Source organism: uncultured Phenylobacterium sp. (genome assembly GCF_902826855.1).
GTDB lineage: Bacteria > Pseudomonadota > Alphaproteobacteria > Caulobacterales > Caulobacteraceae > Phenylobacterium.
Genome location: NZ_CADEGK010000030.1, coordinates 1 through 12,665 on the forward strand (window position 1 = coordinate 1; position 12,665 = coordinate 12,665).

General features: G+C 69.5%; 10 protein-coding genes. 1 reads left to right on the plus strand and 9 read right to left on the minus strand.

Going from position 1 to position 12,665, the window contains the following annotated elements:
- Positions 1-35 precede the first annotated feature (35 nt).
- From QZV94_RS06465 to map, 8 genes are all read right to left on the minus strand, one after another.
- Positions 36-167: a hypothetical protein gene (locus tag QZV94_RS06465; protein ID WP_293676987.1), complete on the minus strand. Its 132-nt coding sequence runs from the start codon at positions 165-167 to the stop codon at positions 36-38.
- 92 nt (positions 168-259) lie between these two features.
- Entirely contained in the window at positions 260-1,927 is a 1,668-nt protein-coding gene (locus tag QZV94_RS06470) for an MFS transporter (protein WP_293676988.1), read from the minus strand.
- A gap of 56 nt (positions 1,928-1,983) precedes the next feature.
- Entirely contained in the window at positions 1,984-2,439 is a 456-nt protein-coding gene (locus tag QZV94_RS06475; protein ID WP_293676989.1) for an endonuclease domain-containing protein, read from the minus strand.
- 77 nt (positions 2,440-2,516) lie between these two features.
- The gene (gene radC / locus QZV94_RS06480) at positions 2,517-3,263 is read right to left on the minus strand and encodes a DNA repair protein RadC (protein WP_293676990.1); all 747 of its coding nucleotides are present in this window, start codon (positions 3,261-3,263) and stop codon (positions 2,517-2,519) included.
- A gap of 191 nt (positions 3,264-3,454) precedes the next feature.
- A complete protein-coding gene (locus QZV94_RS06485) occupies positions 3,455-7,030 on the minus strand; it encodes a M1 family aminopeptidase (protein WP_293676991.1) in 3,576 nt (1,191 codons plus the stop codon).
- Between the two features lie 6 nt (positions 7,031-7,036).
- Positions 7,037-7,915, minus strand: a complete 879-nt coding sequence (locus tag QZV94_RS06490) for an ABC transporter ATP-binding protein (protein WP_293676992.1) — start codon at positions 7,913-7,915, stop codon at positions 7,037-7,039.
- A gap of 93 nt (positions 7,916-8,008) precedes the next feature.
- Positions 8,009-9,658, minus strand: a complete 1,650-nt coding sequence (locus tag QZV94_RS06495) for a hypothetical protein (protein ID WP_293676993.1) — start codon at positions 9,656-9,658, stop codon at positions 8,009-8,011.
- 36 nt (positions 9,659-9,694) lie between these two features.
- The gene (gene map / locus QZV94_RS06500; RefSeq protein ID WP_293676994.1) at positions 9,695-10,513 is read right to left on the minus strand and encodes a type I methionyl aminopeptidase; all 819 of its coding nucleotides are present in this window, start codon (positions 10,511-10,513) and stop codon (positions 9,695-9,697) included.
- A gap of 129 nt (positions 10,514-10,642) precedes the next feature.
- On the opposite strand from map, the gene QZV94_RS06505 reads away from it, so the two are divergent.
- Complete coding sequence (locus tag QZV94_RS06505; protein WP_293676995.1) at positions 10,643-11,509, plus strand: FkbM family methyltransferase; 867 nt, start codon at positions 10,643-10,645, stop codon at positions 11,507-11,509.
- 37 nt (positions 11,510-11,546) lie between these two features.
- Here the strand turns inward: QZV94_RS06505 and QZV94_RS06510 are convergent.
- Positions 11,547-12,665, minus strand: a 1,119-nt coding sequence (locus QZV94_RS06510) for an HWE histidine kinase domain-containing protein (RefSeq protein WP_293676996.1), incomplete at its 5' end; no start/stop codon positions are given.

Here is a 12,665-nt window from a genome sequence, read left to right on the forward strand (position 1 = left end):
GGAAATATAATGGTCAGGACAGCGAAATCAGCGCCTTACTTGGGAAATGTGGGGTTGAAGCCGTTGTCCTTGACGCCGTAGGCGACGGATCCGAAGCCGTAGGCGAACTTCGTCCAGAGCGAGGGGGGCGCCGCGGCCGCCCCGCCGGTTTCACGCGCCACCGCCATCACGCTTCCCCCTGTCGACGATGCCCGACCGATCGTTCAGACAATTGTCGAGCGCTGGCTGGCGGTTGTAAACCGGGAGCTCAAAACAGGGCCTACAGCGGCGCGGGCCCCAGCGGGTCGACGTCCGGCGTGTCGTCTTTCCAGCGGACGGAGCCGAATGGCCGTTCCAGCCAGCGGTGCACCTTGACCGGGCGGTCGGACGCCTGGAACGACCGGACCTGGGCGGTCAGCTCGCGCTCGGCCTCGGTGAGCCGCGTGCGCTGGCGCAGGTAGTCCAGCCAGGTGGGGCAGCTGTAGGACTCGATCCAGCGCTCCGGCTGCGCCACGTCGCGCGCCACCGCCCAGCCGTAGCCTCCGGTGCGCGAGCGGATGGCGCCCAGCCGCAGCAGGAGGCCATAGAACTCTCGCGCCCGCTCCGGCGCCACGGCGTACTCCAGCTCGATGCGAATCGGCCCGCTGCGCGGGGTCAGCTTGAGCGCGACCTCCGGGTCGGGCAGGGGCTGGGCCTCGTCGCTGCCCTGGCCGCGGCCGCCCAGCCGCAGCCACAGCCCCGCGATCGGCAGGAGCGCCAGGGCCAGCGCCGACAGCCGCAGTGCGGTTGGGACGTCATAGGCTTGGGCGATCGTGCCCCACATCCAGGCGCCCATGGCGATGCCGCCGGCGATCGCGGCCTGGAACGTGGCCAGGGCGCGGCCGGCGACCCAGCGCGGCGCCGAGGTCTGGATGACGATGTTCAGCTCGTTGACGCTCAGCATCCAGCCGGCCCCAGTGATGAACAAGGCCACCAGCGTCAGCGGCAGGAGGGTGCTGAACCCAATGACGGCCGTGCCCGCGGCCACGACGAGGGTGGAGATGCGCACCAGGGTCTCCGGCGCCAGGCGGCGGTGCAGCCGGGCGATGTTGAGCGCCCCGGTGACGGCGCCCAGCCCGAAGGCGCCCAGCAGCAGGCCGAAGGTCTCTGCGCCGCCCTTGAGGACGTCGCGTGCGATCAGGGGCATGAGGGAGGAGACCGCCGCGCCGGACACCGCCAGCATCAGGGTTCGCAGGAGCACCACCCGCATGGGCGGCGAGTGGAAGACGTAGCGGACCCCGGACACGATCGCGCGCCCCAGCCCTTCGGGCGGCAGCCGCGCCGGCTCCGGCGTCCGCTTCCAGCGGCCGAGGGCCAGCAGCATGGGCGTGTAGAAGATGGCGTTGATGGCGAAGGCCGCCGCGCCGCCGGCCGCAGCGACGATGACGCCGCCCAGCGCCGGGCCGAAACTGCGGGCGATATTGAAGCTGATGCTGTTCAGCGTGATCGCCGCAGGCAGCAGCGGCGCCGGCACCTGCTCGCGCACCGAGTCCTGCCAGGCCGGTCCCATCAGGGCGCCGCCGGCCCCGATCAACGCGACGCCCAGAAGGAGGACGCCGGGCGTCACCAGACCGGCGAAGCTCAGGGCCGCCAGAGTGATCGCGCCGACGAGGTTGAAGCTAATGGCCGCCAGCGCGACTTTGCGCCGGTCGTACATGTCGGCGATGGCGCCCGCGGCCAGCGCCAGCAGCAGGGTCGGCCCCATCTGGGCGGTCTGGACCATGGCCACCAGGTCGGCCTTGGTGGTGAGCTGGGTCATGATCCAGGCGGCGCCGACGCCCTGGATCAGCCATCCCAGATTGGAGAACAGGCTCGCGACCCAGATTCCGCGAAACACCGGATGGCTGAGCGGCGCCAGCATGCCGGGGGCCGGCTCCTGAACGGGGTGGGTGTCGGCCGGCGCAGTCATCGCGCCAACCTAGGGTGCTGCGCGCCCGACCGCGAGTGCGGAAGGGCAGAGATTCCTCATATCAGACCAAGCGCCTCGAAGCTGGCGACGCCGTCTCGGCCTGCAAAACCTCCCCCGTTCACGGGGGAGGGGGGACCCGAAGGGTGGAGGGGGCGGTGGGGCCGTCCACCGGCCTCGAAGATCAGCCCGTCGGCGATCGACTGCGGACTGCTGATCACCTCGCTGGCCGCCAGCCGGATCGTGCGGATGCCGAGGCGCTGGAGGTAGGCTTCGCGCCGCGCGTCGCGTTGTGGCTGGTCACCGAAGCCGTGTGATCCGCCGTCGATCTCGATGCAGAGCTTTACGCTGGGGCAGTAGAAATCGAGGACATAGGGGCCGAGCGGATGCTGACGGCGGAACACGGGCTTGCCGTCGCCCCGCCCGCGCAGGCATTTCCAGAGCATCACCTCCGGTAGCGACATGTGCTTGCGCAGGCGACGCGCGCGGCTGTGGAGATTGCCGTCAGCTCTCATGATGGGTCACCGCCCCCTCCACCACTTCGTGGTCCCCCTCCCCCGTGAACGGGGGAGGTTTTGCGTCGCAGAGCCGGTCACATCAGACCAAGCGCCTTGAAGCTGGCGACGCCATCGCGGCCGACGACCAGGTGATCGTGGACGGCGATGCGCAAAGGACGGGCGGCCTCGACGACCTGGCGGGTCATGTCGACGTCGGCGCTGGAGGGTGTCGGGTCGCCTGACGGATGGTTGTGGACCAAGATCAACGCACTGGCGGAGAATTCCAGGGCGCGGCGGACGACCTCGCGGGGGTAGACCGGCGCGTGGTCGACAGTCCCGCGGTTCATCACCTCGTCGGCGATCAGCTGGTTCTTCTTGTCGAGGAAGAGGACGCGGAACTGTTCGCGCGCCTCGTGGGCGAGCGCGGTCTTCACGTAGGCCAGGAGCGCGCTCCAGGACGAGATGACCGGGCGGCGCGCCACCTGCTCGCGCGCGGTCCGCAGCCCCGCTTCGTGCAGCAGCTTCAGGTCCAGGGCCACCGACTCGCCGACCCCGCCGACGCGGCGCAGGTCCGCCGGCGTCGCGCCCAGCACGCCGCCGAGCGAGCCGAAGCGCGCCAGCAACTGCTTGGCCAGCGGCTTGACGTCGCCACGCGGGATCGAGCGGAACAGGAACAGCTCCAGCACTTCATAGTCGGGCAGGGCCGCCAGGCCGCCGGCGCCGGCGCGTTCGCGCAGGCGGTCGCGGTGGCCGGCGTAGTGCGGCTTGGGCGCAGGCGCAGCCTTGACGCGCCACAGATCAGGCTGGGCGGAGACGTCTTCCACGGCGAGCGGGCGGGCCATGGGGCGGGAATGTTCCGTAATTGTTCCAGAAAGGCAAGGACCAATCCACACCCCCGATCGGGGGACGCCGCCGCGCCGCCCTCCGAGGCATCTTCCGGTGGGATGGGGGCTTGTAGGATGAAGTGGTCGACGCTGATGTGCGTGGTGGCGGCCGCCATCACCGTGGCGATGCTGGTGATTGTCGCGCCGGGCTAGCGTGTCACGGCGGCGATGGCGTTGTCGTCGGAGTTGCGGTCGATCTGCTTGTTGTAGGGATCGACGCCGGCGAAGGCGGGCTTGCGGTCCACAGTGACCGTCACGGTCTGGACGCCGCTCTTCAGAGGGACGCGCTGGAAGTAGAGGACGTCCCTGGCGCCGAACCCCGGCTTGCCCGGCTCGCTGGTGAAGACCCCGAGGTCGAAGGCCTCGTTGGGCGGGATCGGGGTCTCGGTCTCGAGCCCCGTGGCGTTCGCGTAGGCCTTCTTCGCGCCGATCGTCACGGTGACGTCATAGCGGCCGTCGGGCCTGTGAGTGACAAGGGCGCGCTGGGTGGACAGGTCGTAGAGCGTGATCTTCTCGAACAGGTCGGTGATCAGCTGCTGGGCCACCGGGTCGGCGCCGGCCTGCGCGCGCAGCGCATCCACCAGGTCCTGAGAGCGTGGGTAGGGGGCGCCCTTGAAGGCGTATTGCTGCAGCAGACTGCGGAGCGCTGCGTTGACCTTCGCCTCGCCGATCCGGTCGCGCAGCAGGTACATGACCAGCGAGCCCTTGCGGTAGTGGATGTAGCCCTGGTTCTCGACCCGGATCAGCGGCAGCTCCTCGACCGCCTCGCCGCCGCGGGCGCGAAGGTAGCGATCCAGCTCGTACTTCAGGAACTTGCGGATGCCGGTCTGGCCGTAGGTCTTCTCCATGACGATCAGGGCCGAGTACTGGGCGAGAGTCTCGCTGAGCGCGGTCGCGCCCTGCATGTCGGCGCCGATGATCTGGTGGGCCCACCACTGGTGCGCCAACTCGTGGGCGGTGACGTAGGTGGGGTAGTCGATTTTGTCGGGCCTGGTGTTGTCGGTGATGAATCCGATGCCCTCGGAGTAGGGCATGGTGTTGGCGAACGCCTGCGCGAACTGGGCGTAGTCCGGGAACTCGATGATCCGGGCCTGGTGGAACTGATAGGGGCTGAAGTTGGCTTGGAAATAGTCCAGCCCGGTCCGTAGCGCCCCGATCATGCGCTCGACGTTCCAGGGATGCTGGGGGTCGTAGTACACCGCGAGTTCGACGCCCTTGTAGCCCTCGCGCCGGACGGCGTAGCGGGCCGACTGCACCGAGAAGAAGTTGAGCACGGGCGCGTCTGTGCGGAAGCGGGCCGTGCGCCGGGCCCCCTTGACGTCGTCGGAGATCCGGTACCCGGGCGCGATCGGCGTCTGGTCGGCGACCGTGGTGACGCGGATGTCGGCGTTCACCCAGTCGGCATTGGCCAGGTAATTGCGCGATTGGGCGGCGCGGTCCTCCAGCTTTGGCGGACGCAGCTGGGGCGGCAGGCCGTACTTGCGGCGCTTGGCGCGGTCCTGCAGCAGTCGGTTGCGGTCCATGCCGACCACCGGGGCGAACTCGAAGTTGTCGACGAACGTGCCGTTGTCGACGATGCGGGTCATGTTGCCCGAGTTCTTGAAGCCGACCTGACCCATGACCGTCTGAAACGACAGCGCGGTGCGTTCGCCGGGCATCAGCGGCCGATCGAAGGTGAAGATGCGGTAGTTGAACCGGTCGAAGGCGCGCACCCTGCGGGCCCCGTTCACCGCCATCTGCAGGGCCTTGGTGTCGCGGTCCAGGCGCACGTGCAACTCGCGGATCGGCGCGTTGGAGTCGTTCAGCAGGTGGTAGACACCCTCGGTGGTGAGCTTGGGCGTGTGGGGGTGCAGGTCGAGGTCCAGCTCCACATCGGTAACTGACGGCTGGGCCAGCGTCTCGTAGCGCAGGAAGGCCTTCTCGTAGTCCGCAAGCCACTCTTCGTCGGCGATCCGCGTGCGGTACGTGTTCTCGATATTGGTGTTGTAGAAGATCACCCCGCCCAGGGTGACGAAGGCCGCCAGCGCCACCCCGCCGACGATCCCGGGCGGACCCATCAGCCGGCGCGGCAGGCGCCTCAGGCGCGGCGCCATGCGGGTCTCGGTCCCGCGCGGCCAGAGCGCGTAGGCCAACACGAGAAGGATGATGGAGAACGCCGTCCAATAGGCGCGGAACCAGGCGGCGTAGCCGGCGAAGTCGCCCTGGCCGTTCATGTCGGAGAGCGGCACGCCGGGGCGGCCGTTGAACAGGTAGAGGTTGTGCTCGAACCCGAGGGTCGGCAGCACCAGCCGCGCGATCAGGTAGAGCACCATCAGGCCCCAGCCCACGAACTTGTGCGGCGAGACGGCCTGGCAGAACACCGCCAGCACCGCGATCAGCGTCCAGTCCAGGGCGTTGGGCAGGATGTACCAGAACAGGTATTTGCCCGGCTGGATCGTGAGGTAGCCGTTCAGCAGCTGGATCACGATCCCCATCGCGGCGCTCGTCACGAGCATGGCCAGGAGGACCAGCACGATGGCGATGGTCTTGGGGACCAGGAAGGCCCAGTCGGGTACGGCGGTGGCGTCGACGATCTCGTGCGTGCGCCGGTCGCGCTCACGCCAGACCAGTTCGCCGGCGTAGAACACCGCCACCAGCACCACCAGGAAGGTGAAGCTGCCGTCGAGGACGTTGATCACCCAGCGGGTCACCGGGTAGAGCGCCGCGCCCATCGCCTCGGCGCCCAGGACGAGCCCGCCCAGGCTGTTGAACAGGCCCATGGCCAGCAGCACCGCGAAGGCCGGGCTCTTGAACACCTGGCCCATTTCGAAGCGGGTGCGCTTGGTCAGTTGCGCCCAGGCCAGTTCGAGGCCGCCGTGGCGCGGCCGGGCCAGCGGCTTCATCGGCGGCGGCGGCGCGGCCTCAGGCTTCGGGCTCCGCCCGCGGCCGGCCTTTTCCTCGAAGCTGTAGGTGAACCACGCGGCGGCCAGGGCGAGGAGGGCGACAGGCATCCAGATGGCGTGGTTCCAGAGCACCGGCCCAATCAGCGGCGGCATCCGGGCGTTGGCCTCGGCGGCGGTGAAGTAGCGGGTGGCGAGATCCCAGGCGCTGTAGCCGAACGGGTCGACCAGGGCCGCCAGCCGCAGCTTCTCCGGGTCCTGCAGCGCCACCGCCATCAACAGGTAGGCGATCAGCAGGCCGGCCACCCCGATGTAGGCGCCCATCATCGAACGGGTGATCGTGGTGAGGGTGAAGAACAGCGCCGAGGTCAGGAACAAGGCCGGCAGCGCCAGCCAGACGTACGCGTAGACGTAGTGGCCAGCCACGTTCGGCCCCATCGTCTCCGGGTCGACCCAGGGCATGAGCGAGCCGATCCAGATCGCCAGGGGCACGGCCAGAAAGCTGATCGCAACGGCTGCAAAGGCGCCCAGGAAGCGGCCGAACAGGTAGTCGAACTTGGTGATCCGCGTGGAGCGGATGATGGGGCCGAAGCCGGTCTCCTCGTCGCGCACGATGACGTTGGCGACGAACGCTGTGGAGACGAACATGAAGAAGATCGACATCACCATGACGATCTCGCCCATGCCCTTCGGCGAGTTCTTGTGGACGTTGCCGCCGGAGCCGATGCGCACCTGGTCGATGCCGACCGCGCCGAACACCAGGGCGAAGAAGATCAGCGCGCTGATCCAGAAGATCGGCTGGCGCAGCTGGTAGCGCAGCTCGAAGGCCGCGATCTTTCCGACCATCGGCGTCTAGGCCGCGCGGCGCGAGGCCGTGAGGGCGGAGAAGTAGACGTCCTCCAGGCCGCCGGCGATGGGTTCGAAGGCGGGATCCGGGCGGGCGTCGGCCAGCACGTGGATGACCAGCCGGTCGGTGGCCAGCCGGCTGGCGATCACCTCGTGACGGGCCCGTTCCGCCTCGAGCTCGGAGCGCGCGATGGTCTTCTTCCACAGCCGTCCGTCGAGGGAGCGGGTGAGCTCGGCGGGCGCGCCCTCCTTCAGGATGCGTCCCGCGCCCAGGATAGCCATGCGCGGGCAGAGGTCGGACACGTCCTCGACGATGTGGGTGGAGAGGATCACCACCACGTTCTCGCCGATCTCGGCCAGCAGGTTGAGGAACCGGTTGCGCTCTTCCGGATCGAGGCCCGCCGTGGGCTCGTCGACGATGATCAGGCTGGGCCGGCCGATCAGGGCCTGGGCGATCCCGAAGCGCTGGCGCATGCCGCCGGAGTAGCCGGCCACCGCCTTCTTGCGCACATCCCACAGGTTCACCTGCTGCAGCAGGGTCTCGACGGTATCCCTGCGCTCACCCCTTGAGGCGATGCCCTTCAGCACGGCCATGTGGTCCAGGAGGTCGACGGCGGAGACCCGCGGGTAGACGCCGAAGTCCTGTGGCAGGTAGCCCAGGGTGCGGCGCAGCTTCTCTGGCTGCGCGACGACGTCGATGTCGCCGAAGGTGATGGCGCCGCCGGTCGGCGTCTGCAGGGTGGCGATCGCCCGCATCAGGGTGGACTTCCCGGCGCCGTTGGGACCCAGCAGGCCGAACATGCCCTTGCCGATCTCCAGATCGACACCGTCCAGCGCGCGCGTTCCGTTCGGATAGACGTGCGTCAGACCCTTAATCGACAGCATGAGCCCTGCTTCCACCCCGTCCCTGACCCGAAAGCTGCCCCGCGGCGGCGGCACGGGCAAGTGAGGGATGTGTAACGAACTGGCCGGCCAGCGTTACGTCAGATCCAGCGGAACCTGGGCCAGGTCGCCCCGCCAGGCGCGGCGGGCCTCGGCGAGGTGGTCGCTGGCCGCCCCGCGACGTCCCTGGTGACGCTCGGCCTCGGCCAGGATGCGCAGGGCCAGCGCGTCGCGCGGCCACTCGGCCAGGCTGGCGTGGGCGGCCCGCTCGGCCTCCGCATAGCGTCCGGCCTTCAGCTGGGCGGCGGCCAGGCTGCGGCGGACCGGGTACCACCAGGGCGGCGGGTCGAAGTTCTTCGGCGCGGGATACGCCTTCTCCTGGGCAATCGCTGTCCGGGCGAAGATGATGGCGGCGCGGTCCGGCTGGCCGGCGAGCATCGCCGCGCGCCCGGCGAGCACGCCGCCGGCGATCTCGGCCAGCGTGACGTTGCCGGTCTCCGACGCCTTGGCCGCCTCCGCGCCGAGCGCGGCGATGGCCTCGCCCTCGCGGACCGCGCCGACCGCATCGCCCTTGGCCGCATAGGCTTCGCCGCGAGCGTAGTGGCGGTAGATTTTCAGGATGCGGAGGTCGGCGGGCGCCGGCTTGAGCGCGAGGGCGCGGTCCGGCGCAAAGCGGCCCAGGGCCACCAGGCTGCGGGCCTGGGCGGTGGTTCCAAGCTCGGCGCTGGCGGACATCGGGAACCCGACACCGGCGTGATCGGCGTACTTCAGGGCCAGGCCGCGGTCGCCCGCCATCATCGCCCCGCCCAGGCCGAACAGGTAGTTGTGGAGATAGTACCGGGGCCCGGTGGGGTTGGTCGGGGCGGGGACACCCGTCTCGGCGTCCACCTTCAGCGCCCGTGCGTTGGTGAGCGCCACGTCCTGATAGAGGCCCACGCGCATCAGGGTGTGGGTGCCCATGTGGACCATGTGCCCGGCGCCCGGCGCCAGGCTCGCCAACCGCTTGGCGTACGGCAGGGCCAGCGGCGCGTGGCCGGCGAACTCGCTGGCGTGGATGTAGTAGTGGATCGCCGCGGTCTCGTCCGGCTTGCGCGCCAGCACGTCCTCAAGGATCTCCATCGCACGCGGAACGCCCGTGAAGTCGTCTTGCCGGGCGGGGATGATCAAGGCGTGGGCCGCGACCGTGGCGATTGCGTTATCGGCGGGGTAGCGGCGGGCGATCGCATCCATGGCGCGGCCGAAGGCCTGCTCGCGACCTTCGGGCGGCGCGGTGGGGCGATAGCGGAGCTGGAGGGCGGCGACGAGGGCGGCGGTTCGCTCATCACCCGGTGCGACCAGCTTGGCGGCGCGGTCCGCGATGGCCAGGGCCGCGGCGGTCTCCTGCGTCGTCGCCTGGGTGTTGAGGCTGGCCCCGAGCGACAGCGCCTCACCCCAGGCGCACGTGGCGCAGGCCGGATCCAGTGCGGCGGCCTTGGCCAGCGCCTGCTTCGCCTCACGGTGCAGGAAGGCGTGGTAGGCCTGCATGCCGTAGCTGAACCAGGCCTGGGCCTCGGGGTTCTTGGTGTCTGCCGCGAAGCCGCTGGTCCCGACATCGGGCAGGATGACCGGCTTGGCGACGACCCCTGTGGCGAACGCGTCCTCGGCGCCGCAGATCGCGCCGATGCCGAGTGCGGTTGGATCGGAGCCCAGGGCGGAGGGTGTGGCCAGGACCAAGGCGGACCCGAGCGCCAGCGTGAACTTCAGCATGGGCCGAGCATCGCGCCGTTGGCGCGGCTTCGCAATCTAGGCGGCGATCATCAGCGGACGATACTGGCCCGTGGGCGACAGGGTGAAGACCTCACAGCCGGTGTCGGTGACGCCGACGGAGTGTTCGCACTGGGCCGACAGCGACTTGTCGCGGGTGACCGCCGTCCAGCCGTCGGAGAGCAGTTTCACCGGGGGTTTGCCCAGGTTCACCATCGGCTCGATGGTGAAGAACATGCCGGGCTTCAGCACCTCGCCCGTCCCGCGCTGGCCGAAGTGGAGGATGTTGGGCGCGTCGTGGAACACCCGCCCCAGCCCGTGGCCGCAGAAATCGCGCACCACGGAGCAGCGCATGGATTCGACGTAGGACTGGATGGCGTGGCCGATGTCGCCGGTGGTGGCGCCGGGTTTCACGACGGCCAGGCCGCGCTCAAGGGCCTCGTAGGTCACGTCCACCAGCCGCTTGGCCCGCGGCGTGACGGCGCCCACGCCCCACATCCGCGACGTGTCGCCGTGCCAGCCGTCGACGATGACGGTGACGTCGATGTTGACGATGTCGCCTTCGCGCAGCGTCCGCTCTCCGGGAATGCCGTGGCAGACGATGTGGTTCGGGCTGATGCAGACCGTCTTCGTGTAGCCCCGATAGCCCAGGCAGGCGGGCAGGGCGCCGTGGTCCAGGATGAATTCGCGCGCCAGGTCGTCCAGCTTTGCGGTGACGACCCCCGGGACCACATGCGGGCCCAGCATGTCCAGGCACTCGGCCGCCAGGCGGCCAGCCTTGCGCATGCCGTCGAAGCCCGCGGCGTCGTGCAGCTTGATCTGGCCGGTCCGGTAGTCGCCGTCGAGAATGTCGGTCATCAGGTGCTCCGACGCGCTATGTCGCAATCCTAGCACAGAAGTTCAACCGGACGGGGCGTCGCGGCCCTTGCTACCTTCACCGATGTCGCCATCCTGACGTGCGTTGGAACGGGGACGGGGCGTCGGGCCGTGAATGAAGCTAGACGATCCGCGCTGGCCGACCTGCTCGGGTTCGACGGTCAGTTGGAGATCGCCGACATCGGCGCGGCCTATATCGGCACAGAGCCGCCTTACGGCTTGCTGCTCGAGACGGGACTGGCCCGCCTGAACGCCTTCGATGCCGACGAGCGCCAGCATCCGGCCCTGCGCGCGGCGTACGGCGAGCGGGTCCAACTGTTCGGACAGGCGGTCGGCGATGGGAAGACCCATACGCTGCACCTCGCCGCGCCCGCCTCGGGCAGGACCTCGCTGCTCAAGCCGTCGGCCGCGCATTTGGGGTTCTTCAACGGCTTCGACCGCTTCGGGGCCATCGAGTCGACCCGGCCGATTGCGACGACGCGACTGGACGACATCGCCGGCCTGCCGGACATCGACTTCCTGAAGATGGACATTCAGGGCGCGGAACTGATGGCGCTGCAAGGCGGCGAGGCGCGCCTGGCCCGCTGCGTGGCGATCCAGCTCGAGGTCTCGTTCGTGCCGCTCTACGAGAATCAGCCGTCGTTCGGCGAGATCGACATCTGGATGCGGGCGCACGGCTTCCTGCCGCACACCTTCGCCGAGCTGAAGCGGTGGTCGATCGCCCCCGTCGTGCGCAACAACGACGTCCGCGACCCCTTCAATCAGCTACTCGAGGCCGACATCGTCTACGTGCGCGATCCGGTCACGCCGGACCGTTGGGACGCTGACCTGCTGCGCCGTCTGATCCTGATCGTCCACTACGTCTACGGGAGCGTCGATCTTGCCGGCCGCCTCGCCCAGCATCTCGGTGAGGCCGGGCATGCGCCCCCGGACGCACTGGCGCGCTACCTGGAGATCCTTCACGCGCCGGACGACTGACCGGGCGGGGGATGCCCTCGGCCAGGCTCGCCTGCGGCTAGTCCGGCAACGGAAACAGCGGTTCGGGATCATCGACCGGCGCCGGCGCGTCGATCTCGCAGACCAGACCCTGCGGCGCGAAGGTTAGCGAAACCGCGCCGCGCAGCTCGGCGGCCAGGCCGCGCTCCAGCAGGCGCGAGCCGAAGCCGCGGATGGCGGGGACCACGACTGGCGGCCCACCGGCCTCGCGCCAGGTCATGCGCAGGCGTTCGTCGTCCAGGCTCCAGTCGATGGCGACCTTGCCGGCCTCGACCGTGAGGGCCCCGTAGCGCGCGGCGTTCGCGCACAGTTCGTGTACGGCCAGGGCGAAGGCGACGGCCGACTTGGGCGGCATGGTCGCGTCGGGCCCGGAGAGCGTGAACCGATCGGGCGCGTCGGCGGCGAAGGGCCTGACCGTGCGTTCGATCAGATCGCGCAGCAAGACGGAGCGCCAGTTTGCCTCGGTGACCAGCACGTGCGCGTTGGCCAGCGCCATCAGCCGGGCCTCGAAATCGGCGCGTGCCTCGGCGGTGGGACGATCGTGGCGCAGCGACTGGGTCGCCAGGCTCTGCACGATCGCCATGGTGTTCTTCACCCGGTGGTTCAGCTCGTTGATCAGGAGCTGGCGGTGGTCGAGTTCGGCGCGCAGGGAGTCCATCAGGTCGATGTTCTGCAGGGCGGTGGACATGCAGCTGGCCAGGGCCGCCATCGACGAGATCTCGTCCGCCGTGGCCTCGCGCACCTCCCGCCAGTAGGTCCCGAGCGCACCGAACGGCGCGGGCTCGCCGACCGGGGTCATGATCAGGCTGTGCACGCCGGTGGGGCGGTAGGCCTCATGGGGGATGCGGTCGTCGGCATAGATATCCGGGATCACCACCTGCTGGCGGTGCAGCATGGCCCAGCCCGAGATGCAGCCGTTGAGGGGGAACTTCTGGCCGGTCCACAGCGGAACGTCGCTGTCCTCGGCGATGTAGTGGCAGCGGTCGCCGTCGCGAAGGACGATGGCCACGCCGAGGGAGCCGGCAATGTCGCGCGCCGCGCGGCGGGTGATGTCGATGATCGCCTCGTGGCTGCGTGCGGCGCTCAGGTCCTTCACCGCCTGCGACAGGCGGGCGAACCGGGCGCGTGGCAGCCACCC

What these genes read in the sequence shown, in the direction of transcription:
- radC (WP_293676990.1), bottom strand. Translation starts at nt 3,263, where the DNA reads ATGGCCCGCCCGCTCGCCGTGGAAGACGTCTCCGCCCAGCCTGATCTG.
- QZV94_RS06490 (WP_293676992.1), bottom strand. Translation starts at nt 7,915, where the DNA reads ATGCTGTCGATTAAGGGTCTGACGCACGTCTATCCGAACGGAACGCGC.
- map (WP_293676994.1), bottom strand. Translation starts at nt 10,513, where the DNA reads ATGACCGACATTCTCGACGGCGACTACCGGACCGGCCAGATCAAGCTG.
- QZV94_RS06465 (WP_293676987.1), bottom strand. Translation starts at nt 167, where the DNA reads ATGGCGGTGGCGCGTGAAACCGGCGGGGCGGCCGCGGCGCCCCCCTCG.
- QZV94_RS06495 (WP_293676993.1), bottom strand. Translation starts at nt 9,658, where the DNA reads ATGCTGAAGTTCACGCTGGCGCTCGGGTCCGCCTTGGTCCTGGCCACA.
- QZV94_RS06470 (WP_293676988.1), bottom strand. Translation starts at nt 1,927, where the DNA reads ATGACTGCGCCGGCCGACACCCACCCCGTTCAGGAGCCGGCCCCCGGC.
- QZV94_RS06485 (WP_293676991.1), bottom strand. Translation starts at nt 7,030, where the DNA reads ATGGTCGGAAAGATCGCGGCCTTCGAGCTGCGCTACCAGCTGCGCCAG.
- QZV94_RS06475 (WP_293676989.1), bottom strand. Translation starts at nt 2,439, where the DNA reads ATGAGAGCTGACGGCAATCTCCACAGCCGCGCGCGTCGCCTGCGCAAG.